Here is a 23983-nt window from a genome sequence, read left to right on the forward strand (position 1 = left end):
TCATTTTTGAATACGTATGCATAAAGTTGTGAGCAGCTAAGTCACAGCGCTACTATTGCCGGTGACAACAAAATTAACGTCACATGAACTTATTTTTGAAGAAATTGGATTCAATGATTGCAAAAATAACGCGTAAGCGACGTATAAAAAGCTAATTGGGATAAAACAATATGTCTACGTTCAAACCAAGCTTATTAACAGCTGCATTAATTGCTGCTGGTGTAAGTCACTCTGTAAGTGCGCAAGATCAGCAAACTGCAAAGAATAAAGAAGAAGTTGAAGTAATTGAAGTACGCGGTATCAGCCGCAGTATCATCGCGTCGATTGATAAGAAACGATTTGGTGATACGGTATCTGAAGTGGTTGATGCCGGAGACTTGGCTTCTTTACCGGATATATCAATTGCAGATGCATTGAGCCGTTTACCGGGTGTTACAGCCGTGAGAGACAGTGGTCAATCATCTCAGCTTAATATTCGTGGTATGAACGGGGACTTCATTCAAACAACGTTAAACGGCCGCGAGCAAGCCAGTACCAGTGGTTACTCGGCAGGTAGCCGTTGGATTTCTTTCGATCAATACCCATCTGAACTAATCACACAGGCAGCTGTTTATAAGTCGCCTAAAGCTTCTTTAGTAGAAGGTGGTGTTGCGGGCACTGTTGAACTCAAAACAGCAAACCCGCTTGATGCTGATAAGACTCATAACTTTAATACTAGTGTTAGGTTTTCTCATAATGATGCTGCATCTGACATTGATGCAGATGCTAACGGCGAGCGTTTGAGTTTTTCATACCAAGGCAAGTTTTTAGACGAAACGTTAGGCTTTGGTATAGGTGCTGCTTACTTGAATCAGCCAAACAGTTCAGTAGAGTTTTCTGGTCATTCACCAGAAGCTGCACGTGATATCGATGGTGACGGGATAGGAGAAGAGCGTTCATTTAATGGCTATCAGTACAGAAACACTGCCGGTACTGATGAGCGCCTAGGCTTAATGAGCACACTTGTGTATCAGCCAACAGACAACTTTAAAGCGCAGTTTGACTATTTTCATTCTACGTTTGATTCAGAAGATCGCAAAAATGGCTTAAACATCGAGGGCTTGTCACGTAATAATCAAGCAAAAAAACTGTTCGAATTACGAAATGCTAAGTTTGACGGCGAAGGTAAAAACCGGTTCTTAGTTGCAGGTGAATATTTCATTCTCGATCCAGCTGGACCATGGATAGAAATGCGCTCGGAAGATCAATCTACTGAATCAACAACAGATAGCTTTGGTTTGAACTTAGAGTACTCAACAGACAAGTGGGAAATCAGTTTTGACCTTGCACACAGCGAGGGTGAAAAAACGCGTCGTGATATGATCGCCTCAATGCATGCCTATGAATTTGGCACTGCAACGTTAGAAGACGGTACTGTAGTAGAAACATGGCAAGAATTGCGCAATCAATACTTCAGTTTTGACCATAACTCTACAGATGCATCATCGTTGGTATTGGGTCATGATTATACTGATTTATCTCATATGCGCTTGGGTGATTGGGAGCAGTTCCCGCACAAGTACACAGATAAGATTGATAGTGCCAATTTAGATTTTAAATATCACATTGAACACGACATTATTTCTTCAGTTGAAGTCGGTGTACGTTGGTCTAAACGTGAGTTTACAGATCAGCGTTCAACATTCCGTTGGGGTGCACGAGAGGGCCAAAATGGCTATCGTTTACCAAATGGTGAGATAGTAACAAACAAAAACTGTGAATTTAACCACCAAAACCACGCTTGTGTGCCGCATGATTTAACGGGCTTTGTGACAGTAAAAAATGGTGGCGGTATTAATTACCTAGATTTAGATATGGTGGGTATCGCTGATGCTGTATTTGGCGCGGGTAACTATGATGGGCAGCAAACTTGGGAACATAACTGGACGTTAGTTGAAAGTGGCGCAGTCAAAGAAGAAGTATATGCAGCTTATGTAATGGCCAACATCGATACTGAAATTGGCAATATTCCAGTGTCAGGTAACCTTGGTGTACGTGCTGTGCGCACAGATACTAAGTCGATTGGTATCCAACAGATTCAAGGTGATGAAGTCGGTGATGCAATTACAGATGATAACGGCGTTACGAGAACAGATTACCGTCATGTTAACTATGGTCCAGAATATACAGATATTCTACCGTCACTAAATCTAAACTTCCGTATTACTGAGCAAGACCAAATTCGTTTTGCTGCGGCAAAGGTCATGGGCCGTCCACCAGTTAACCAGTTACGTGGTGGTGCAGGTTCATGGGCTGATACTGCAAATGATGGGGTGAGTCAACGATACAATGTTTGGTCTAAAGGTAATCCAAATCTAGATCCATTCAGAGCGAATCAAATGGACCTATCATATGAGCATTACTTTGAAGATGGTGGTGCATTTGTCGCGGCGCTATTTTGGAAGAATATCGAGTCGTTAATTGAAGATGTGACCTACTTTGAAGGTGAAATAGATTGGTCTTCGATTGGTCTAGAAGTACCTGAAGGGTTTGTTCCAGGTCAATATCAGACAACGCGTAACAATGATAAGGGCGGTTATGTTCGTGGTATTGAACTTGCGTACACGACATTATTTGACAATTTACCAGGTGTATTCTCTGGGTTAGGTCTAAATGCAAATTACTCTTACACTGAAAGTGAAACCACTATCGATGGCGGAGGTAATTTCCCTGATACGCAACTGAGCTTACCGGGTCTTTCTAAAAATGTATGGAGTGCCACCTTATTCTGGAATATTGATAAGTTTACAACGCATTTCAATATTCGTTATCGTGACGAATATACCTACTTAGGCGCGACGCCGGGCGGTACTACGCCAACATCCGCCGATGAGTACACGGTAGTTGACTGGCAGGCAACGTATGACTTTGATAATGGGCTGCAAACTGTATTCCAGATCAATAACTTGACTGATGAGGCTAACACGTCAAACCTAGGTAGTTCACTAAGAACAGGTGAAGATAAAGTATTTGGTCGTCAATACTTCTTAGGCTTTAACTACAGCTTTTAATTAGCAAAGTTGGTCACTTGAAATATAAGCCACCAGAACGTATGTTTTGGTGGCTTTGTTTTATGAATCGTTAACTAAATGGTGTAGCAGGGAGAAGACAATGAGTAGCAGAAAGATTGTCATACTAGGTGGAGGAACCGCAGGTTGGATGGCGGCAAATCTGATTGCCAAAAGCTGGCGCGATAAGAATATCCAGATTAGCGTTGTTGAGTCGCCAGATATAGGCATCATTGGAGTTGGTGAGGGCTCTACACCGCAATTTAAAGCCTTTATGGATTTTATTGAGGTCCCTGAATCTGAGTGGATGCCAAAGTGCAACGCTAGCTTCAAAAATGGAATTCGTTTTGTGAACTGGTCAACAAGGCCTGGGTTTGAGCAGTACTTTCATCCATTCCCTGCACAACCTGATGATTACTCGGCCCCTGCCTTTTTTCACAATAGCTTTGTTCGTCGAAAAGGGATCGATCTGGAGGGGCACCCAGATCCATTCTTCTTGGCAACTTACTTAGCAGAGCAAGCCAAAGCCCCCATTGCTGCAGAAAACTTCCCATTTGAAATCAACTATGGATACCATTTTGACTCTGGCAAGTTGGGTGAATTACTAGCTGAAAAAGCAAGAGAGTCCGGTGTCGAGCATATTGAGGCGCGCGTTCAGGATGTGCGTAAAAATACGGATGGCACTATTGCGGCATTAGTCTGTGAAGAAGGCCGAGAAATCTGCGGTGATATCTTCATTGATTGCTCTGGGTTTTCTAGCTTGTTGATGCAGCAGCATATGCAAGTTGGATTCGAATCATTTGAAAATAACTTATTTAACGACAGCGCCGTGGTTTTACCTACTGAACAAGGCGATGTGATTGCTTCTGAAACTGTGTCTGTAGCGAGAAAGTACGGTTGGAGCTGGCATATCCCCTTAACCAACCGAATAGGTAATGGTTACGTGTACAGCTCAAAATATTGCGATAAAGATCAGGCGGAAACCGAGCTCAGAGCAGCATTGGGGTTATTAGACAGCGAAGTTGAAGCCAGACATCTGAATATGAGAGTGGGCCAAGTAAAAGAACACTGGCATAAAAACTGTGTGGCAATCGGTTTGTCTCAAGGCTTTATTGAACCCCTTGAAGCGACGGCACTACATATTGTGCAAGAAACAGTTCAGTCGTTTATAGAGTGTTATCAAGACGGCGAATTTACCTGCAAAGAGCAGGGTAAACACAACCAAATGATGTCGCAAAGGTATCAGGCGATTCGAGATTATATTGTCGCGCATTACCGAGTCAACAGTCGTACAGATACAAACTATTGGCGAGATAACGCCAATAACAATCAAATATCAAAATCGCTGTTCAACGTTTTAAATGCTTGGGTGCAAGGTAAGAATTTATCTGACGAGCTGGATAGACAAGATATTGATAAGTACTACCCTTCAGTCAGCTGGCATTGCTTGTTGGCTGGGTATGGCATATACCCAGAGAAACACCAATTGATTGCTGGTAACGAAAGCGCGAATATCCATGACGTCGAAAAGATTCGAGACTACATCAGAAGGTGCGGATTGAACTTTTTAGATCACAGAGCACAACTTGCACGCTTTTTAGACTGATAACACGTCTGTAAAGATAATTTATAATCTAGAATGCATATTTTTGAAAATACTAATGGCCACTGTGCCGCACTGCGCGAAGTCTTTATCATACTTCGCGTTTTTGTTTATGAATAACAAATTAATCATCACTTTGAATACGTATGCAAGTGGTTCAACAGCAGGCTACAAGTCAGTAGACTCAATTAAAACACCAAGATGACAACAATATAATGACAATAAAACCTTTAGTGCTTGCGCTAAGTCTTATTTCAGGTGGCGTGATGTTGACTGCGTGTCAAATGTCTCAACCTTCTGAGGAGACAGCTCAAGCCACACAACAAGTGCAAAAGCCAGTTGTATACCAAGTGTTTACGCGACTCTTTGGCAACACCAATACGCATAACGTACCGTGGGGTACGAAAGAAGAAAATGGAGTCGGCAAGTTTGCCGATTTTACGCCTAAAGCACTTGCTGAGCTAAAAGAGATGGGTGTGAGCCACATGTGGTATACAGGTGTATTGCATCACGCATTAGTGGCCGATTATAGCGAATATGGCATAGGGATTGATGATCCTGACGTAGTTAAGGGCCGTGCAGGTTCGCCCTATGCGATTAAAGATTACTACAATGTGAACCCCGACCTTGCCACTCACCCCGACAATCGTCTTGGCGAGTTTGAAGCATTGATTGAGCGTACGCACCAAGCGGGCATGAAAGTGGTTATTGATATTGTGCCGAACCATGTGGCAAGAAATTATCAATCACTCAGTGCGCCAGCGGGGGTCAAAGACTTCGGCGCACAAGATGATACCAGTCAAACTTATGTGCGAGACAATAACTTTTACTATGTTACAGGCGCAGACTTTAAGGTCCCAAGCTCTACAGATTATCAAGTCTTAGGTGGTAAAGCGCATCATTTGGCAGATGGCGAGTTTGCAGAATCCCCAGCCAAGTGGACTGGTAATGGCGCTCGCGCAGCGCAGCCAAACATTCATGATTGGTACGAAACCGTCAAAGTAAACTATGGGGTTCGCCCTGATGGTAGCTACGACTTTCCAACACTACCTGCCGATATGGCAGAGCAAGATTACAAAGCGCATTACGCATTTTGGCAAGGTAAAGATTTGCCTGACAGTTGGTATAAGTTCAGAGACATTACCCAATATTGGTTAGACAAAGGTGTGGATGGGTTTCGCTATGATATGGCCGAAATGGTGCCCGTGGAGTTTTGGAGCTTTTTAAACTCATCTATCAAAATGACCAACCCAGAGGCATTTATACTCGCTGAAGTTTATAATCCAACTTTGTATCGAGCCTATATTCATCAAGGCAAAATGGACTTTTTGTACGACAAAGTCGGTTTCTACGACAGTTTGAAATTGTTGATGCAGGGCAAAGGGGACGCACAGAGTGTCATGCAAGCGCATCAAAGTGTTTCAGATATCGCCCCACACATGCTGCACTTCTTAGAAAATCACGATGAGCAACGTATAGCCAGCCCTGAGTTCGCAGGAAGTGCTGAAAAGGGCAAGCCTGCGATGGTGGTCAGTCATTTAATAAGCTCTGCACCAACAATGCTGTATTTCGGTCAGTCTGTAGGTGAAGATGGTTCTGAAATGGCCGGATTTGGCAAACCGAGCCGCACGAGTATTTTTGATTACGTTGGCGTTCCGGCGCACCAAGCTTGGATGAACAATGGTAAGTTTGATGGTGGCCAGTTGACGCCAGCGCAAAAGCAGTTACGCGCATATTATAAAAAGCTCATGAATCTGAGTTCACAGCCTGCCATTATTGATGGTGAGCTAATTGATGTCGATGCGAAAAATGCACAAGGTGGTCAAGCTAAAAAGGTGATGGCGTTTGCCAGAGCAAATAAAGCAGAACGTCTTGTTGTTGCCAGTAATTTTGACGCCAAACATGCACAAACAGTGACCTTGACGTACCCAGTCATTGGCAGGGTAACGTCACAGATTTACTCGAGTCTCACCCAACAACACAAGTTAAAAACAATCAACTGATTATCACGTTGGCGCCACTCGCTAGTGTGGTTTATAAGCTAGAGAGCTGATTATGCAAAAACAAAAACCACAACTGAGTTTCTGGCAAATTTGGAATATGTGCTTTGGCTTTATGGGCGTCCAATTTGGTTTCGCCCTTCAAAACGGAAATGTAAGCCGAATATTTCAGACTTTGGGCGCCTCAGTTGATGATATTCCAATACTTTGGGTAGCCGCGCCATTAACAGGATTGATTGTTCAGCCAATCATTGGTTATTGGAGTGACAGAACTTGGACTGGTCTCGGTCGTCGTAGGCCTTTCTTCTTATATGGCGCTATCTTAACAACGTTGTCACTGTTTATCATGCCGAACTCTCCAACACTTTGGATAGCTGCGGGCATGCTATGGATAATGGATGCGTCCATTAACGTTACGATGGAGCCATTTAGAGCGCTGGTCGGTGACAACTTAAACCAAAAGCAGCGTGCAACAGGTTACGCGATGCAGAGCTTTTTTATCGGCATCGGTGCGATTGTTGCTTCAGCATTGCCTTGGATGATGACCAATTGGTTTGAAATCAGCAATACAGCACCTGCAGGTGAGATCCCTGAATCGGTTAAGTATGCCTTTTACTTCGGTGGCGCTATTTTATTTTTAGCCGTGGGGTGGACCATTCTTAAAACCCGAGAATATACACCAGAGCAACTTGCTGAGTTTGAGCCCGAGCATTTAAAGGGGGAGTCTGCAGATCAAAAGCAAACCATTAACTTTGCTAAGTTTTCGTTGATAAGTGGGGTCATTGGTGGGCTTATCCTCGCAGGGGTTACTTTCTTTAAACTTGAGAAAGAGCTGTATCTGCTCAGCGGATTACTGCTGTCGTTTTCGGCCATCATTTTAGTTGCAGGCTATTTACAAAACAACGCACGCACTGATGGCGGCTTTTATGAAGTCATTTACGATGTGTTCACGATGCCACAAACAATGAGGCAACTCGCAGTCGTCCAATTTTTTAGCTGGTTCTCTTTATTTGCGATGTGGATTTACACGACATCTGCGGTGACCAGTTTTCACTACGGTACAACGGATGTCACGTCGAAGGCTTACAACGACGGTGCTGATTGGGTGGGTATATTGTTTGCTGCCTACAATGGTTTTGCCGCCATTGCTGCTGTATTTATCCCACTTATTGTTAAGCGTGTTGGTTTAAAAGGCGCGCACAGCATTAACCTACTGCTTGGTGCAGGCGCATTGTTAAGTTTTAAATTTATCGCTGATCCAAGCTTACTGTGGCTACCGATGGTGGGTATTGGTTTCGCATGGGCCTCCATTCTTTCGCTGCCTTATGCCATGTTAAGTGATGCATTGCCTGCGAACAAAATGGGTGTATTTATGGGGATCTTTAATTTCTTTATCGTGATCCCGCAACTACTTGCCGCAAGTGTATTAGGCCTTATTTTAAGAAACGTTTTCGAGAATCAACCTATTTATGCATTAGTAATTGGTGGTGTGTCGTTTATTTTGGCGGCACTGTCTGTTGCTCGTGTAAAAACAAACACGCAATAGTGTCACCACTAAGGAGAAAAAATGAAAAAATTATCAAGTTTGTCACTTGCGCTCATTGCCGCTGGTCTTATTGGCTGCGAAAGTGCAAGTAATACGCAGCAACTTGAAACGGCACCGGGTGCGCCGGGTGATAAGCCTTATTGGACCTATTCAGATAAGACTGGTATCGGAACATCTTACGAAGCCTACAAAAATGGCCAATACGCTAACAATGCACAAACAGGTGAAGTGTCTAAAGTTTGGTTTTCTATCGCTAAAGGCATGATCACGGAAACTATGTTCGGCCTGATACATCAAGCGCAGATCCGCGATATGCAGTTTATTGTCACAGGCAAAGGTTTTACTGTGACTGAGCAAGACGATTTAGATGTTTCAATCGATTATTTATACAAAGACAGTGCGGGTCGTCCATTATCTTTAGCTTATAAAATCGTTAGCAAAGACAAACAGGGCCGTTTCACACTTGAGAAACACGTGTTGACCGATCCAGATGGTCAAACATTGTTTGTTAGGGCCAAAGTCGACACCAAGCTTGACGGCGTAAAAGCGTTTGTGAACGTCAACCCTTATGTCAATAACAATGGCTTGAATGACTCGGCGAAAGTAACGGATAAAGGCTTGGTTGCATGGGAGGGGGACAATTACCTAACACTGCAAAGCAAGTCAGGTTTTGCACAAGCGTCAGTTGGATTTACAGGCAGTAGCGATAACTTAACGGAGCTGAAAACGTCTCACCAATTGACACGCACTTATCAAAGCACGGGTGAGCAAACAGGTAATGTTAACTGGTTAGCTGAACTTGGTGACGTGAAAGGCTCGGCGACATTTGACCTAGCACTGAGCTTTGGTAAAAGCCAAGATGTAAGTTTTGAGCAGGGTAGTTTGGCATTAGACAAAGGTTATCAACAAGTGCTTGCAAACTACAATGGTCAAGGCGATGCCGTTGGCTGGGAAGATTATATTGCGAGTTTGAAACCAATGGAGCGCCTAGCGGGTTACACGACAGACAACGGCAAACTTTTAAATGTCAGCGCATTGGTACTAAAAGCACAAGAAGATAAGACGCATGCAGGGGCATTAATTGCCTCACTTTCTAACCCTTGGGGTGACACGGTTGCAGCAGAGCAGGGGCACACAGGATACAAAGCCGTGTGGGTGCGTGACTTTTATCAGGTTGCCATGGCATTTTTGGCGATGGGAGACCCTGATACTGCGCTGACATCATTTGAATACCTTGAAAAAGTACAAGTGACAGACAACACGCCTGATAACAAGGGGGATACAGGTTGGTTCTTGCAAAAGACCCATGTTGATGGAGAGCTTGAGTGGGTTGGTGTTCAGCTTGACCAAACAGCAATGCCAATTATGCTTGCATGGAAGCTGTGGCAGGCTGGTGTACTAAGTGATGAAAAACTCGTTTATTGGTATAAGCGCATGCTACAGCCTGCTGCCGAATTCCTAGTGGAAGGAGGTCGAGCAAAAATTTTATGGAATGATACGCAGATCACACCGCCTGCGACTCAGCAAGAACGTTGGGAAGAGCAAGATGGTTTTTCACCTTCAACGACAGCAGCAATCATAGCGGGCCTTGTAACCGCGAGTGATATTGCAAAGTTAGCTGGAGATACCGCAGGTGTTAAGCGTTATCTTGATACTGCCAAGCAATACAACGCCGAAGTCGAAGCACTGATGTATACCACTGAAGGCAACTTACAGGGTAAAGATACAGACGGCGAGTATTTCTTCCGTATTGCCCGAGATAAGAACCCTAATTCTGCCGTTAAGTTAGGTGATAACAATGGCCGTACTGGTTTGGATAAACGTCAAATCATTGATGGAGGCTTCTTGGAGCTGGTACGTTATGGTGTTCGCGATGCGAATGCGCCAAGTATCCTGAATACGCTACCGGAATATGAAGATGAGACTTTGCCAGAAAACCTACGAGTAAAGTATAGCTTTACATTTGCAGGTGACCCAAATGCATACCCTGGCTATCGCCGTTACGGTAATGATGGCTATGGTGAGGATGAAGCCAAAGGCACGAACTATGCTGAAGGTGGTGAAAACACGCCGGGTCAGCGTGGTCGAGTATGGCCCTTCTTTACAGGTGAAAGAGGTCATTACGAGATAGCCGCAGCAGCCGCGACTAAAGGCCTGAATAGTGAAAAGGTAAACCGCATTAAACACACTTACATCCGAGGAATGGAACACTTTGCCAATGAAGGACTTATGCTACCTGAACAAGTTTGGGATGGTGTAGGAGTAAACCCATTTGGCTATGAGCTAGGAGAAGGTACTAACTCTGCAACGCCACTGGCGTGGACTCATGCCGAATACGTGAAGCTGGTTCGCTCTCTTGCAGACAAACATGTATGGGACCATTACCCGATAGTACGTGACGCATTGAAGTAACTTTTATCTGTGATGCACCAATTGGTGCATCACGTTTTATTGATAGTTTAAAAGTCTGCGACAGAATTTCCAAACAACCGTGCGTGACAGCGCCGAGCATATTCATCAGTCATACCCGATAAGTAATCTGCAAGTACACGCATTTGCGCTTGTTCGTTTTGCGCCGTTTGGTAATTTGATTGTGCTGTGTACGGAAGCAATCGCATTGGATCGCTTGAAAAAGCATCAAATAGGTCGATGAGCATATTTTGACCACTAAACTCAATTTGCTGCATTTTTGGCTCACGGATCAGACGCTGATACACAAATTGCTTTAATACCTTTAGGATCTCTTCAAACTCGTCAGAAAGTTTTACCGTATTTTTGAGCAACGGTTCTTGGAAGTCTTCAGGACGTTCCACAAGAGCACAATTGATAATAAAGATATTAACTAGCTCACCAATGGCATCTTTTCTAAGCGGTTCGTCGTCAGAAAATAATCGGTGTGTAATACTGGTAAGATTGGACTCTAGCCAAGGTGACTCAATGTTTTTAAATGCAGGCATGGCGTAGTTGTACCAATCTCGTTCTGACAGCGTACCAGTTGCAATAGCGTCTTCCAAATCATGAACGGCATACGCGATATCGTCGGCATATTCCATAATTGCGCTGTCTAAAGACTTATAAATGGTCTTAGATTTGTATTCATTTAAGGGGTTGTAGGACATAAACAACGCTTTATCACTGTCACAAAGTGGTGACAAGATCCATTCAAACACGTCACTGTCATTGCTATACACTCCTTTAGCCGGTAGCCACTTTTGTGTGTAAATAAACCTTTGATTATGTTCCTCAGAGGGAATTTGATGCCAAAGTTGTTCGATATAGGCTGGGTATTTAATGAACCCTAATAAGGTTCTACGGGTCAGGTTCATGCCGTAGCCGTTAGAGTATGGCTCCAACTTTGTGACAATGCGCAGTGTTTGCGCATTACCTTCAAAGCCGCCATGGTGGCGCATCAAATAATTCAGTGCAATTTCGCCACCATGGCCAAAAGAAGGATGGCCAATATCATGAGCGAGACAAATTGTTTCAATCAAACTTGCAGAAGGAAAAAAGTCAAATTCAGGATTTTGCAATTTTAAGTGGCGCAATAGACCGGTGCCAATTTGTGACACTTCTAATGAGTGAGTTAACCGAGTACGGTAAAAGTCATTTACACCAATACTCATAATCTGAGTTTTTGATTGAAGGCGTCTAAAAGCCGCCGCATGAATTATCCTAGAACGATCAATTTGCCAAGGAGAGCGATTGTCATTTGGTCTATTTTTAGTTTGATTGAGCAGGCGATCTTGCCAAGCTGTTTGCGTCATACCTATCTCTACAGTTGTCGTTTAACAGTAAGCGTCAATGCTTATTTTCTCTAGTATAGCGAGCTTAATTTGAAAATGTAATTACTTGGTCTCATTAAGGAAACCGTTGAAATTAGCGACAAAATGGGGGAAATTCGCGTTTAACGACTATTATTGCTATAATCACCGGCCATTTTATGAGATGAACTAAGTACAACGAGTTATTATCTGACAAAGGAAGCTCAGAATCTCGTTTTGTAGGTACTAGTGAGAGGAGAATCATGCGTTCTAACTTGATTAAGTTTTTATTAATTGCTGTTTCCTTATACGCAATTGTTTACCCATTTATTACTGAACCACCCACACAACCAGAGCCCGAAGAAACGCCAGAAGTGGTCATCGAAAAACCGGAAGTAATTGAGCCTGAAAAACCGTTACATGATGTGGTTTTACCTGACTTTGCGGCAATAAGAGATATAGCAACAAAGAAAAAGCGCTTTTTCGACTTTATCAAACCCCATGTTGAGGCCGAAAACAAAGTCATATTGCAACAGCGCGCCAGTATTGAAATTGCGCTGATGATGCTGCAGTTTGATGAAAGTCTGACAGATGTGCAAAGTGAAAGAGTGTTAAAAATCTTTGACTTATATAAGGTAGATCAAAAAGAGATCACGATAGAAAGTCTAAAATTAGCACTCGACAGGGTGGATATTATTCCAAAAGAGCTCGCTTTGATGCAGGCCGCTAACGAATCAGCGTGGGGGACTTCAAGGTTTGCACGTATTGGCTTAAACTTTTTTGGCCAATGGTGTTATCGCGCCGGGTGCGGCATGATCCCAAAACGTCGTGCTGATGAAGCCGCGCATGAAGTGGCGGCATTTAAGTCGGTGAGAGCATCCGTGACTTCTTATTTTAGGAATATAAATACCCACGACGCCTATCGTGAGCTAAGGAATGTGAGAGCGCAACTTAGAGCTGAGAAAAAAGAAATCACAGCAACTGAGTTGACGCCTGGATTGATGTCTTACTCTGAACGTGGCGAAGATTACATTGAAGAACTCAATGATATGATAAGACATAACAAGGCTTATTTTGATGAAGAGTAAAGTACTGCCGTTATTACTCGTGGCAATGAGCTTTAGTAGCGTTGCAGAGGAGTTTGTAGCGTCCTATGAAGGCTTTTACGACCGATTAAAGGTCGTTGAAAAGGGGAGCTTTGAATTTGCCCGAGTTAACTTTTACTTAGTGGAAGGCGAGAGTAAGCAACCTTGTGAAATCGCTGATGGTAAAATTGTCACAGAGCAGTCAACAATACCTTTGCAGTACACTGATAATGCGCAATTGATGTTACCAGTTAACGAAAAACTAGATAAAGACAAAGCGGTTGTAGTGGTGACGCCTAAAACCGCCCAATATTGTGAAATTAAAATTCAAATTGAATCCGCTCACTTCACGAATCAAGAACTGAGCAAGCGCAAAATTTACCAGTTACATCATGAGTTTGAATCATTGTTGAGTGACTTGTCGGGGGTTTTTGTCGGGAAACTATTATCTTTTATGCTACCCGAACAAAAAGGCGTTACGCTGGAATTTGTGAGTAGTGTTGATTTATCTGCCAAGCATGTTTCTTGTGAGAAAAACAGATGTCGTTTTGAAGTACAAGACAACTGGGAAAACGACAACGGAAAATTTAATGTATTGACAGAATTAGTCAGCGCAAAGCCTTGGATAGTAAAATAAGTCGAGCTGTATTATTAGCATTTAAAAAAGCGACCTTAGGTCGCTTTTTTAATGCGTTACAGTTTGTATTAGCCTTTAAGGTAAATTCCAGTAGTATATTCCATACCCAACGACGAGCGCTGGTAATGCAGAGTATGCCGTGGCGAGCAGTGCCGCTTTTGGTGCGAGGGCTATGGCTGGAAATAAAGCATCACCATCGTTGGCAACTGCATTGGCCGCCAGCGCACTAAATGGAAGTACACCTTGAATATACAGACTTGTTACAACGATTTGCGGACCACAGCCAGGTAGCAACCCAATCATAATCGCGATTAATGGCGCATATATTGCGTACTCAGAAAACCAGGCAGCGAGATCTAGACCGAATAAAGCAACCGATAACTCATAGAGCATAAAGCTCGCAACAACCCATGCAGTTACAAAATGCGTATCTTGTAGAACTTTAGCCAGACGTGAAGGTGGTTTAACTTCTTCTTCTTCTGCGGTGATTTGTTTATAAGTTTGACCTTTTGACGATAGGGCCCAAATGACTACGGCAAAAATGGCCATCGCAGCACCAAGCAGCTCAACTGGCTTTTCAAACTTACCCAAATCGAGGTTAAACGCCATTAACAGAGAAATAGCAAGGCAAGGAAAAAGTAACACTTTCCAAACGGGTTCACTCATCCTCACTGCGAATGTGGGTGGATCGCAATCTTGCACTTCTTTATTGTTTACTTCAGGTCTACAGTAGTCTGATTTGTGAAATAAATTGACGATCAGTCCACTGACTATGCCAACACTAATACCGAGCAATATAATGGTTAGGCCTTCTAGCGGCTTTTTCGCAAGTAACAAAAAAGCGGCATCGCCCATTGTTGCCGTAAGTACAGCGACAACTGATGCAAAGCTTGCTTGTCCTTTGGTGAATTGTGTAACGACAATGATTGCGCCGCCACAGCCAGGAAGCGCACCTAACACCGCAGCCATAGCCACTTCTAATGCGGGGGACTTTTTACTGAGGTAGCTAAGCTCTAGTTGAGGCAATTTTTCTACGAGAAAATAGTAGATTGCCAAGGTACCAGCCACAAAAACGCTGACTTGAAAAAATGCATCAGCTAATGTGCCCAATGCGATATCTCGAACGGGTCCATAAAAAAGCGCTGCAATGAGCAATACAGGCAGTATTAAGCGCTTGTTAGCGATTAACATTGCAAATTGAGAGGCCGCTTTGAGCGGAAATGAACGAGAGTAAGAGAGCATAAAGTGCAACCGATAACCTAATAACAGTTGCACTTTAGATTTAAATTAAATGAAAATCAATATCATTTCTATTTATTTTCTTTGGAACTCGGAGGTTTTACTCCATGTTGGCCATGCTTCTTCTTGCGAAATCAGATAACCTGCCTTGAAAAATAGCTGAAGATCTTGAACTGCACCACTTAAATCCCATTCTTTTCTGTAACGGTCACACGGTTGGTGATAACAACCGCGCAGTACTAAGCTCATGCGTTTTCTGTATTTTGCAGTTGCATCATCATAAGGTTCATGACCACCACCTGCATACATTGCAGGGATCCCCATATTTGCAAACGCAAAGTGATCTGAACGGTAATAAATACCTGCTGATGGGTTTGACTCGTTAGAAATAGTACGGCTCTGTTCGTCAGCTACTTCTTTTAGTACGCCATCTAGTGATGATTTACCAAGACCAACGACGCTGATGTCTTTAACCTTACCTAACAGGTTTAATGCATCTAAATTGATGTTTGCAACCGTTTGATTTGCAGGGATAACAGGTGTTTCGGCATAAAACTTGGAACCTAGTAGGCCTTGTTCCTCAGCGGTAACCGCTAAGAATGTAATGGAACGGTCCGGACGTTGAGGCAATTTAGCGAACGCTTCGGCAACTTCAATAATACCACCAGTCCCAGTTGCGTTATCGTGTGCACCGTTGTAAATCTTATCGCCCTTGCGATTCGGATCCATACCTAAGTGATCCCAGTGCGCAGAGTAGATAATATGCTCGTCAGACTTTGTCGCACCCGGTAAGGTTGCAATGAAGTTATAAGAGACAGACTTCTTAATCGTGCTCTTGACATCAACCGAAGCTGTTAAGTCGCCCATGTCAACGTGGTAAGCGCCTTCAGCAGCTTTCTTTTTTGCTTCTTCAAAGTTAAGGCCTGCATCGGCAAATAGCTCTTTGGCTACATCGACGCTGATCCAACCTTCAACAGCAACGCGATCCATGTTGTTGTTTTCTTTTTGGAAACCAAACTGTTCACCACTCCAAGAATTTTCAACTACTTCCCACGGATATGAAGCTGGTGCCGTTTCGTGAATAATAATTGCGCCAGCAGCACCTTGGCGGCTCGCTTCTTCATATTTATATGTCCAACGACCATAGTAAGTCATTGTATTGCCATTAAACACAGCAGGATCTTTTGTTGCGTAACCTGGATCGTTGACAAGCATCACGACGGTTTTGCCTTTTACATCCAGCCCTTCATAGTCGTTCCAACCATATTCTGGTGCGTTAACCCCATAGCCAACAAAGACTAATTCAGAGTTGTTTAGAGACTGCTCTGGGCTAATTCGGCTTGTGCCCATAACCATGCCTTTTTTGTAAGGGTAGCTACGTTCACCAATTTTTAGTGTCATATTTGGGTCAGCTTCAATCGATACCAGTGGTACCTCTTGTAAGAAGCTGTTGCCGTTACCAGGCTCGTAACCTAACGCTTTAAAATGTTTCGTTAGATAAGCAAGCGTCAGTTCTTCACCTTTGCTAGACGGTGCTCGGCCTTCAAACTCATCAGAGGCAAGCGTTTTAATGTGCTCACCAAGCTGTTGGGCATTGATACTATTGTAAGCGTTGGAAATATCTTCAGGCGTGTTGCTTTTTGTTGTCGCACAACCAGCTAAAATAGCAAGCGACAAAGCACTTAGAGTTAATTTTAGTTTCATGACCTTTCTTTTATTTTGCTTTTACTTCTCACCTAAGTAATACCACAAAAGCAAGATTAATTCGACTTAAGCCGATGTAGTGCGGAAGTTGCTGTAAAAAAGCACTGACGTTATTTAACTTTTGCGCAGGGGGCGGATCGAGTAAAATACCGCGCATTAAAGTTAGAGTATTAGTTTGCGAATCCATGAAAAAGTTTACAGCGCCTGAAGATTGGCACAGTCAGTTATTTAGTCAGGGCCCATTTGCTCATTTACAAGCACTACGTAATTTACAAGCATTTACCACATGGCCAAGCTTTGAGTGGCTTAATGCTCAGCTATGCCATCAAAATAGTGATGGTCAGCAAATTGTGTTCACCCCCAATGCGCTGTTAGAAAATGAAACGCGATATTATGAAGAAATTATCGCACAGACTGGGCGGGTGCCCACACGGGAAGAGAATTGGCATGATTTCTTCGGCGCAATGATTTGGTGTTTGTTTCCTAAAACCAAAAGCTTGTTGAACCGGCTACATATAGAAGAAATTCAACAGCACGGTCTCAAACAACGAAGTCGCAAACGCAATGCTTTAACGTTATTTGATGAGTGTGGCTTGGTGCTCGCGATCCCCGACATTAAATGGCGAGAAAAGTTACGAGCACATCAATGGACCGAAGTGTTTTTTGAGCACCGTGCTCTTTGGCATCACGAATTGAGGCCTTTTGTATTTGGTCATGCAAACTACGAAATGCTCACGAACCCATTTATAGGTTTGACTGGTAAGTTGTTGTGCATTGTTGTTGAAGCGTCATTTTATGCGCTGCCTTTAGCGGCCCAATATCGTTACTTGGATAGTCAGTTAGTAAAAATGATACAAGAAGAGAACGTATTAGATGACAATAAACACATGTCGCCACTGCCTTTGTTAGGGATCCCAAACTGGCATTTTGACGACCAAAATGAAGCATTTTACGCAAATCAGGACTATTTCAGGCCAAAAAGAAGGAGCGCTAATGATAGTAGTAAACGGGCTGAAAAAACGCTTTAAGCTGACCAAGGAAGCAACGTCGGGCAATGTAAGTCAAGACCCTCGGCAACGAGATGGCTACTTTAACTCGGTTGAAGATGTTACTTTCAAATGTGAGGGCAATGAAGTACTTGGCTTGCTTGGTCCAAATGGTGCGGGCAAAACAACGACATTGCGTATGCTCTCTACTGCGTTAACTCCTGATGCAGGAAGCATTCATATCGCTGGACACGATATTGTAAAACGCCCTTTAGCAGGGAGAAAAGCCATCGGGTTTCTATCCGGAACTACGGGTCTATATGGGCGTTTAACCGCGCGAGAAAATGTTGAGTACTTTGCTAAGTTACATGGCCTGAGAGGACGAGCGCTTAAATCAAAATGTGAAGCATTGTTTGCTACTTTGGAAATGGAAAGCTTTTTAAATAAGCGTGCAGAGCACCTATCAACGGGTATGAAGCAAAAAACCAATATCGCCCGCGCAGTCGTTCATGAACCAGATGTGGTGATTTTAGATGAGCCCACAACAGGCTTAGATATCATGACAAAGCAAACCATTATTCAATTTATTCGAGAGCTCAAAGCCAAGCAAACACCTGTCGTGTTTTCAACACATCACTTAGATGAAATCGCCATGTTGTGTGACCGAATATGTCTAATTGACCAAGGGGTGAGCTGTTTTGATGGTAGTGTTGATGAGTTTAAAGCCGCAGGGCAAAGTACAGAATTAAACGATGCCTTTTTAAATATAATCAAACAAGGACGCGCAGATGTTTGAGGTGTTTTTAAAAGAAGTTAAAGAACTACTACGGGATAGAAAAACTCTGTTTTTTGTTATCGCACTTCCCATCGTTATATTTCCTGTGCTATTCGCTTTGCTGGCTTTTTTAGCTTCCAAAACCACTTTAGAGGCTGAGCAAAAGGTACATACCTACTATATCGCGAATGCGGAGTTGGCCCCAGAGTTTGAAGAACGCATGTTTTATCACAAAAGTTTTAAGCGATATGAAGGGGAAGAGCGCTTTGAGTCTGCACAAACCTTAAAGGCAGCTGTACGAGCAGGTAAAATCGACGTGGGTGTAATAATTCCCAATCAATTTAATTCTAAGCAGCCGTTACCAGAACAGTTTAAATGGCAGGTTGTGTTTAATGATGCTCAATCCATCAATTTTGTGTATAAGAGGCTTGAAAAGCTAATACATCAATTTGCTGCTGACTTACGTTCAACTACCCTAGAAAACTTGGGGGTTCCCAAAGAGCAACAGAAAGCTTTGCTCAACCCTATTCTGGTAAAAAAGGTGGATACTGCGGATAAACGAGAAAATTACGGAGAAAAGCTGGGAGCATTTATACCCTATATGCTCATTCCGTTAGTGTTAATGGGAGCAAGTTACCCCGCGATAGACTTAGGCGCGGGAGAAAAGGAGCGTGGTACACTTGAGACGCTGTTGTTAACGCCAGTAACTCGCACACAGCTGGTGCTAGGTAAATTTATAACGGTGTTGGCAAGCTCCATAGCATGTGCCTTGGTGACCGTATCAAGCCTTGCCATTTGGATCAGTATCGCAAGTGGAATGGGGGTCCTAGACAGTATTAAAGAAGCATTCTCTAGTGTCAGTATATGGGACTACTTGCTTATTTTTGCACTGTTGCTGCCAGTGGCGGTAATGTTGTCTTCATTGGTACTGGCAATCTCAATTTATGCCCGAACGTTTAAAGAAGCCCAAAATTACATGGGCCCATTAAGTATGCTGGTGTTTGTGCCCATTGTGGTATCTTTAATGCCCAATATGTCTCTAACGAGCTTTACTGCGTGGATACCCATAACAAATGTATCCTTAGCGATTAAAGAAATAGTGAAAGGCACCGTAGATTACGGTGCCGTGGCAATGATCTTCGTAGCTTCTGCCTTGTTAGCTGGCGCGTTGCTCGGATGTTGTATCCGTTGGTTCAGTCGTGAAGCGGTGCTATTTCGATAACATCTGGTTACGCGGCTTTTGCGTCGCGTAATCCTTGTTTTTCTATTTCAACTACATTTAGCACTTTTTGCACGTCAGACCAATGTAGAAGCTCGATTCTACCTTGCTCGTTTTCGACTAATGCGGTGCAGTTTTCTATCCAGTCACCATCGTTGCAGTATACAATGCCATCTGTCACGTTGATCCTTGGCTGGTGGATGTGTCCACAAATAATCCCATCCATACCTTGCTTTTTCGCTTCATGGACAGCGGCTTGCTCAAATGCCGCGATTGCTGCACGGGCTTTATGTACACGATTTTTAAGCCATGATGCCAAAGACCAGTAATGACCACCGTATAATTTACGGATGCGATTCGTCCAACGGTTCAAAAACAATAAAAAATCATACGCTTGGTCGCCAATGATGCTAATAAGCTTGTTGTAACGTGTTGCCGAGTCAAAGTCATCGCCATGAAGTAACAAAAAACGTTTGCCGGCAGAGGTTGTATGCACAAAAGTGTGGTGAACTTCGACATTAAACAAAGTCATATCAACATAGTTTCTGAACGTTTCGTCATGGTTACCAGGGATATAGATAACACGTGTCCCGGACTCTGCTTTCTTTTGAATACACTCAAGTACTTGGTAATGACTTGGGTGCCAGTAGAATTGCCTTTTCAATGACCATAAGTCGACAATATCACCAACAAGATATAACGTATCGCAGCGGGTACAGTTTAAAAAGTCGAGTAAGAACTCCGCCTTACAGTCTTTGTAACCAAGGTGCACATCAGAAATCCATATGCTGGGGTAATAGGTTTGCTCCATTGTGTGTACTCTCAAGCGTAATAATGTCTACGTTAAAGGCACTAGATGACAAATACTTATCAGTATTGAGACGCTATGATGACATTTTAATCAATTTATGAAATGGGCATAAAAAAACGCGCCGTAGGCGCGCTTTTAAAAGACTCAGGGTCAAGTCATCGACTAAGTCATCGACTAAGTCATCGACTAAGCCATCAATTTAGTGATTTCAGCAACGGCTGAATCTATGTCTAACATGACTTTTTCACCCGTGCGGCGGTTTTTAAGCTCAACCTGATTGTTATCTAGGTTGCGCTCACCAATCACTAATGTGAATGGCACACCGACTAGTTCCATATCGTTAAACATCACACCCGGGCGCTCTTTACGGTCGTCAAATAATACTTCAAGACCTGCAGCTTTTAAGTCTGCATAGAACTTTTCAGCAATATCTGGAATACGGTGAGACTTATGCATGTTCATTGGTACGATAGCAATATCAAATGGTGCAAGTGCCTGAGGCCATTTAATACCAAATTTGTCATGGTTTTGCTCAATAGCTGCTGCAACGATACGAGATACACCAATACCGTAACAACCCATTGTCATAACTTGGTTTTTACCGCTTTCACCAAGCACACCAGCATTCATGGCTTCTGAGTATTTGCTACCAAGCTGGAAGATATGACCAACTTCAATACCTCGTTTGATTTGAAGCGTACCTTGACCACATGGACTAGGATCACCTTCGACTACGTTGCGAATGTCAGCAACGGTATAGTCCGTTGCATCGCGATCCCAGTTAATACCACTGTAATGGACGCCGTCTTTGTTCGCACCCGCAACAAAGTCAGACATTACAGCTGCGCTGCGATCAACAATGACAGGCATATCAAGGCCGACAGGGCCCAATGAGCCAGGTTTAGCACCAATTGCTGCAACAATATCTTCTTCTTTTGCCATTTCAAGAGGTGCACCAACTAGCTCTAGCTTCTCAGCTTTTAGCTCGTTTAATTCATGGTCGCCACGAACAATAAGTGCCACTAGACCACGCTCACCGTCTTCGTTTTCAGGGCCGTAAACAATCAGCGTCTTAACACCTTTATGCGCTTTAACACCATGCTGCTGTGCAAGGTCTGCAATCGACTTAGCATTGGGTGTTTCAAATGTGTTTAAGTCTTTGCTCGGTGCTGCGCGTTCGGTCGCTGGCGCAACGGCCTCTGCTTTTTCGATGTTAGCTGCGTAATCGCTTTCGCTGCTGAATGCGATTGCATCTTCACCAGATTCTGCAAGTACGTGGAACTCGTGAGACACGCTGCCACCAATAGAACCCGTGTCTGCGATAACAGGACGATAGTCCAAACCAAGACGCTCAAAGACATTACAATATGCTTGATGCATGACTTGATAAGTCTTTTCAAGGCAGGCGTCATCAAGGTGGAACGAGTAAGCGTCTTTCATGGTGAACTCACGTGCACGCATTACACCAAAGCGCGGGCGCACCTCGTCACGTACTTTAGTTTGTACTTGATACAGTGTAAGCGGCAGTTGCTTATAGCTGCTCACTTCTTTGCGTACAAAGTCAGTGATTACTTCTTCGTGTGTCGGACCAAGCGCAAACGGACGGTTATGGCGATCGGTAATTCTAAGGAGTTCTGGACCGAACTGTTCCCAACGGCCTGATTCTTCCCACAGATCTGCTGGCTGAATGACAGGCATCAACATTTCGATTGCGCCAGCTTTTTCCATTTCCTCGCGTACAATAGTTTCTACTTTACGAAGTACTTTTAAACCTGACGGCAACCAAGTGTATAAACCTGAAGCGAGTTTGCGGATCATACCCGCACGTAGCATTAGCTGGTGGCTTACCACCTCGGCATCAGAAGGCGTCTCTTTTAGAGTCGCTAAAATATATTGACTGGTACGCATGCTTGTTCCGTTCAATTCAATGTTGTGTATTTTTAATTAGGCACGTAGTTTAACAGCGCCTAAGGTGCTAAAAAAGAGTTATTTTCAGCTGTACTGATATTTAATCTCTTGCTTTGTCTGTTGTTTGCTGCTTTTCGAAAGAGACCTCAACAACGTGGTTATGATCTTCTTCAACCTGCCAGCGAATATTAAACTCATATAAGCTCATACCATAACTTTGCGTTTGCTGTTTTTTCTTTTTATATGCAGGTCGCGGGTCTTGTTTTAAGACGTTGCTAATAAAGCCTTTTAACTCAGGATACTGAGATTGCTTTTCAATAAAGCTGGCAGCTTGTTCGCTAAATGAGACCGTCATTTCTGTTTCCGGTCGGGTGTCTGCGAACCCAGCAGAGGCACCTTGCAACGCATCAGAGTAGGGGAGGTAAGGCTTGATATCGACAATAGGCGTGCCATCCAGCAAGTCAATGCCAGATAACAAGAGAGCCAGTTGACCATTTTTGTACTCGACGCCTTCCAATTTAACTGCACTCATACCAATACCATTAGGTCTAAAGGTGGCGCGTGTGGCGAAAACGCCTTTGCGTTCATTGCCACCCAACCTAGGTGGACGCACAAGTGCTGAGTAACCTTTGTCGGCTGTTTCGTGAAATCTAAATAGTAGCCACAGATGCGTAAACTCTTCGATGCCGCGCACAAACTCTTCGCGATTAAACTCATCACAAAAAATAAGTTTGGCAGTGGCCTCTGGGACCAGTCTAGGTTGCCTAGGGATGGCAAACTTTTGTTTGTATGGGGACGCTATATGGCCAATAGCTTGAACTTCAAATTGCACGATAGTGGGCTCTAAAGGTTAAAACGTGCATTGTATCGCTTTGTATTGAGTGCAACAAATTTAAATGACAAACAATGCCATGTAATAGGTTGTAATGTACAAGTCCGAAATTACACGCATAATTATCCCAAAAAATAAAACGGATAAAGCGATGTTTTTTGCGCGATTTGGGAATCAAATGTTGACGAGTGATGAAATGGAACTGATTGGAGAGCGAGCGATTGGCTTCAAAAACAGTATTGCCGATTCAGAACAGCAAGGGTCTTTAAAATCGAAGTTAAATAAACCTAAGAATGACAATGATGAAATCGCTCAGTTTATGGAAATTGTTATTCGTGTGTGTAAAAAGCACGTCTGCAAAACAAGCCCGATCCGAAGTGCATTAATCCTCCAACTGCAAAGACAAAGAACTTCACTGATGCATACCTTCACAGGGGTCCAAGAAGGGACCATCAGCCCATGTAAACTTGACGCGTTTTTGCACGAACAAACTAACCTCATCACCCAAAAACTATTACCTGAAACCTTGGTGGCAAACTGTGATTTAAGAGCTATAGTCAGAACTGTGCTATTCCAAATAGCGAGAGAGAGTATGTAAAGCTGTGAGTGTAGAGCTATTAAATCGGTGGGTAAACCTTTTCCAAATCGGGTTTATTTCAATATAAAGGAAAGTGCTTTTTTCTTCTTATTTTTAAAGTAAGTATTCAAAAACCAAACAATTACCCCTTGAATGATACTGCTCCATTAGTTTGTATGGATATCGATGAGCGTGTGTAAGCCTACTTCTCTTTTATTACCAGTTAACCCTGTTTATAAGGCTTAGCTTCCTA

Annotated in this window: 17 protein-coding genes; 11 read left to right on the plus strand and 6 right to left on the minus strand. The window is 43.3% G+C overall.

Going from position 1 to position 23983, the window contains the following annotated elements; translation table 11 throughout:
* The first annotated feature begins 170 nt into the window (after positions 1 to 170).
* From A7985_RS01285 to A7985_RS01305, 5 genes are all read left to right on the plus strand, one after another.
* A complete protein-coding gene (locus A7985_RS01285) occupies positions 171 to 3050 on the plus strand; it encodes a TonB-dependent receptor (RefSeq protein WP_065788638.1) in 2880 nt (959 codons plus the stop codon).
* 100 nt (positions 3051 to 3150) lie between these two features.
* Positions 3151 to 4653: a tryptophan halogenase family protein gene (locus A7985_RS01290; RefSeq protein WP_065788639.1), complete on the plus strand. Its 1503-nt coding sequence runs from the start codon at positions 3151 to 3153 to the stop codon at positions 4651 to 4653.
* Between the two features lie 281 nt (positions 4654 to 4934).
* On the plus strand, positions 4935 to 6653 hold the full coding sequence (locus A7985_RS01295; protein WP_256096657.1) for an alpha-amylase family protein: 1719 nt from the start codon (positions 4935 to 4937) through the stop codon (positions 6651 to 6653).
* Between the two features lie 52 nt (positions 6654 to 6705).
* The gene (locus A7985_RS01300; protein WP_065788640.1) at positions 6706 to 8196 is read left to right on the plus strand and encodes an MFS transporter; all 1491 of its coding nucleotides are present in this window, start codon (positions 6706 to 6708) and stop codon (positions 8194 to 8196) included.
* 21 nt (positions 8197 to 8217) lie between these two features.
* Complete coding sequence (locus A7985_RS01305; protein ID WP_065788641.1) at positions 8218 to 10608, plus strand: glycoside hydrolase family 15 protein; 2391 nt, start codon at positions 8218 to 8220, stop codon at positions 10606 to 10608.
* A gap of 47 nt (positions 10609 to 10655) precedes the next feature.
* On the opposite strand, the gene A7985_RS01310 is transcribed toward A7985_RS01305, so the two are convergent.
* On the minus strand, positions 10656 to 11960 hold the full coding sequence (locus tag A7985_RS01310; RefSeq protein WP_065788642.1) for an anti-phage deoxyguanosine triphosphatase: 1305 nt from the start codon (positions 11958 to 11960) through the stop codon (positions 10656 to 10658).
* Between the two features lie 260 nt (positions 11961 to 12220).
* On the opposite strand from A7985_RS01310, the gene A7985_RS01315 reads away from it, so the two are divergent.
* The gene (locus tag A7985_RS01315; RefSeq protein ID WP_065788643.1) at positions 12221 to 13045 is read left to right on the plus strand and encodes a glucosaminidase domain-containing protein; all 825 of its coding nucleotides are present in this window, start codon (positions 12221 to 12223) and stop codon (positions 13043 to 13045) included.
* Positions 13035 to 13679 carry a DUF2987 domain-containing protein gene (locus tag A7985_RS01320; RefSeq protein WP_081310382.1) on the plus strand — a complete coding sequence of 215 codons (645 nt, stop codon included), beginning with the start codon at positions 13035 to 13037 and terminating at the stop codon, positions 13677 to 13679. The genes A7985_RS01315 and A7985_RS01320 overlap by 11 nt, the downstream gene beginning before the upstream one ends.
* A gap of 75 nt (positions 13680 to 13754) precedes the next feature.
* Here A7985_RS01320 and A7985_RS01325 read toward each other — a convergent pair whose 3' ends face one another.
* Together A7985_RS01325 and A7985_RS01330 are read right to left on the minus strand one after the other, a co-directional pair.
* Positions 13755 to 14921: a putative manganese transporter gene (locus A7985_RS01325; protein WP_065788644.1), complete on the minus strand. Its 1167-nt coding sequence runs from the start codon at positions 14919 to 14921 to the stop codon at positions 13755 to 13757.
* Between the two features lie 72 nt (positions 14922 to 14993).
* The gene (locus A7985_RS01330; RefSeq protein ID WP_065788645.1) at positions 14994 to 16622 is read right to left on the minus strand and encodes a M28 family metallopeptidase; all 1629 of its coding nucleotides are present in this window, start codon (positions 16620 to 16622) and stop codon (positions 14994 to 14996) included.
* A 185-nt stretch (positions 16623 to 16807) separates the two neighbouring features.
* Between A7985_RS01330 and A7985_RS01335 the strand changes: the two genes are divergently transcribed.
* From A7985_RS01335 to A7985_RS01345, 3 genes are read left to right on the plus strand one after another with little or no spacing between them, the layout of a single operon-like run.
* Positions 16808 to 17650 (plus strand): DUF3025 domain-containing protein, encoded by an 843-nt coding sequence (locus tag A7985_RS01335; RefSeq protein ID WP_065788646.1) that lies wholly within the window; start codon positions 16808 to 16810, stop codon positions 17648 to 17650.
* Positions 17616 to 18404, plus strand: a complete 789-nt coding sequence (locus tag A7985_RS01340) for an ABC transporter ATP-binding protein (protein ID WP_065788647.1) — start codon at positions 17616 to 17618, stop codon at positions 18402 to 18404. The genes A7985_RS01335 and A7985_RS01340 overlap by 35 nt, the downstream gene beginning before the upstream one ends.
* A complete protein-coding gene (locus A7985_RS01345; protein WP_065788648.1) occupies positions 18397 to 19605 on the plus strand; it encodes an ABC transporter permease in 1209 nt (402 codons plus the stop codon). Before A7985_RS01340 ends, A7985_RS01345 begins: the two co-directional genes overlap by 8 nt.
* A 7-nt stretch (positions 19606 to 19612) precedes the next feature.
* Here A7985_RS01345 and A7985_RS01350 read toward each other — a convergent pair whose 3' ends face one another.
* The 3 genes from A7985_RS01350 to tsaA form a co-directional block, all read right to left on the minus strand.
* Positions 19613 to 20413 carry a UDP-2,3-diacylglucosamine diphosphatase gene (locus A7985_RS01350; protein ID WP_065788649.1) on the minus strand — a complete coding sequence of 267 codons (801 nt, stop codon included), beginning with the start codon at positions 20411 to 20413 and terminating at the stop codon, positions 19613 to 19615.
* A gap of 186 nt (positions 20414 to 20599) precedes the next feature.
* Complete coding sequence (locus A7985_RS01355) at positions 20600 to 22321, minus strand: proline--tRNA ligase (RefSeq protein WP_065788650.1); 1722 nt, start codon at positions 22319 to 22321, stop codon at positions 20600 to 20602.
* Positions 22322 to 22421: 100 nt separating this feature from the next.
* Entirely contained in the window at positions 22422 to 23153 is a 732-nt protein-coding gene (gene tsaA / locus A7985_RS01360) for a tRNA (N6-threonylcarbamoyladenosine(37)-N6)-methyltransferase TrmO (RefSeq protein WP_370671155.1), read from the minus strand.
* 178 nt (positions 23154 to 23331) lie between these two features.
* Between tsaA and A7985_RS01365 the strand changes: the two genes are divergently transcribed.
* Complete coding sequence (locus A7985_RS01365; RefSeq protein WP_141685245.1) at positions 23332 to 23751, plus strand: hypothetical protein; 420 nt, start codon at positions 23332 to 23334, stop codon at positions 23749 to 23751.
* Positions 23752 to 23983 lie beyond the last annotated feature (232 nt).

This window comes from Pseudoalteromonas luteoviolacea, from assembly GCF_001696455.1.
GTDB classification, from domain to species: Bacteria; Pseudomonadota; Gammaproteobacteria; order Enterobacterales; family Alteromonadaceae; genus Pseudoalteromonas; species Pseudoalteromonas luteoviolacea_C.

Bases quoted from the DNA above. Each gene is read 5' to 3' on its own strand.
- A7985_RS01325 (WP_065788644.1), bottom strand. From the start codon at position 14,921: ATGCTCTCTTACTCTCGTTCATTTCCGCTCAAAGCGGCCTCTCAATTT.
- A7985_RS01295 (WP_256096657.1), top strand. From the start codon at position 4,935: ATGTCTCAACCTTCTGAGGAGACAGCTCAAGCCACACAACAAGTGCAA.
- A7985_RS01345 (WP_065788648.1), top strand. From the start codon at position 18,397: ATGTTTGAGGTGTTTTTAAAAGAAGTTAAAGAACTACTACGGGATAGA.
- A7985_RS01290 (WP_065788639.1), top strand. From the start codon at position 3,151: ATGAGTAGCAGAAAGATTGTCATACTAGGTGGAGGAACCGCAGGTTGG.
- A7985_RS01310 (WP_065788642.1), bottom strand. From the start codon at position 11,960: ATGACGCAAACAGCTTGGCAAGATCGCCTGCTCAATCAAACTAAAAAT.
- A7985_RS01355 (WP_065788650.1), bottom strand. From the start codon at position 22,321: ATGCGTACCAGTCAATATATTTTAGCGACTCTAAAAGAGACGCCTTCT.
- A7985_RS01315 (WP_065788643.1), top strand. From the start codon at position 12,221: ATGCGTTCTAACTTGATTAAGTTTTTATTAATTGCTGTTTCCTTATAC.
- A7985_RS01305 (WP_065788641.1), top strand. From the start codon at position 8,218: ATGAAAAAATTATCAAGTTTGTCACTTGCGCTCATTGCCGCTGGTCTT.
- A7985_RS01285 (WP_065788638.1), top strand. From the start codon at position 171: ATGTCTACGTTCAAACCAAGCTTATTAACAGCTGCATTAATTGCTGCT.
- A7985_RS01365 (WP_141685245.1), top strand. From the start codon at position 23,332: ATGTTGACGAGTGATGAAATGGAACTGATTGGAGAGCGAGCGATTGGC.
- A7985_RS01330 (WP_065788645.1), bottom strand. From the start codon at position 16,622: ATGAAACTAAAATTAACTCTAAGTGCTTTGTCGCTTGCTATTTTAGCT.
- A7985_RS01300 (WP_065788640.1), top strand. From the start codon at position 6,706: ATGCAAAAACAAAAACCACAACTGAGTTTCTGGCAAATTTGGAATATG.
- A7985_RS01340 (WP_065788647.1), top strand. From the start codon at position 17,616: ATGATAGTAGTAAACGGGCTGAAAAAACGCTTTAAGCTGACCAAGGAA.
- A7985_RS01335 (WP_065788646.1), top strand. From the start codon at position 16,808: ATGAAAAAGTTTACAGCGCCTGAAGATTGGCACAGTCAGTTATTTAGT.
- A7985_RS01320 (WP_081310382.1), top strand. From the start codon at position 13,035: ATGAAGAGTAAAGTACTGCCGTTATTACTCGTGGCAATGAGCTTTAGT.
- A7985_RS01350 (WP_065788649.1), bottom strand. From the start codon at position 20,413: ATGGAGCAAACCTATTACCCCAGCATATGGATTTCTGATGTGCACCTT.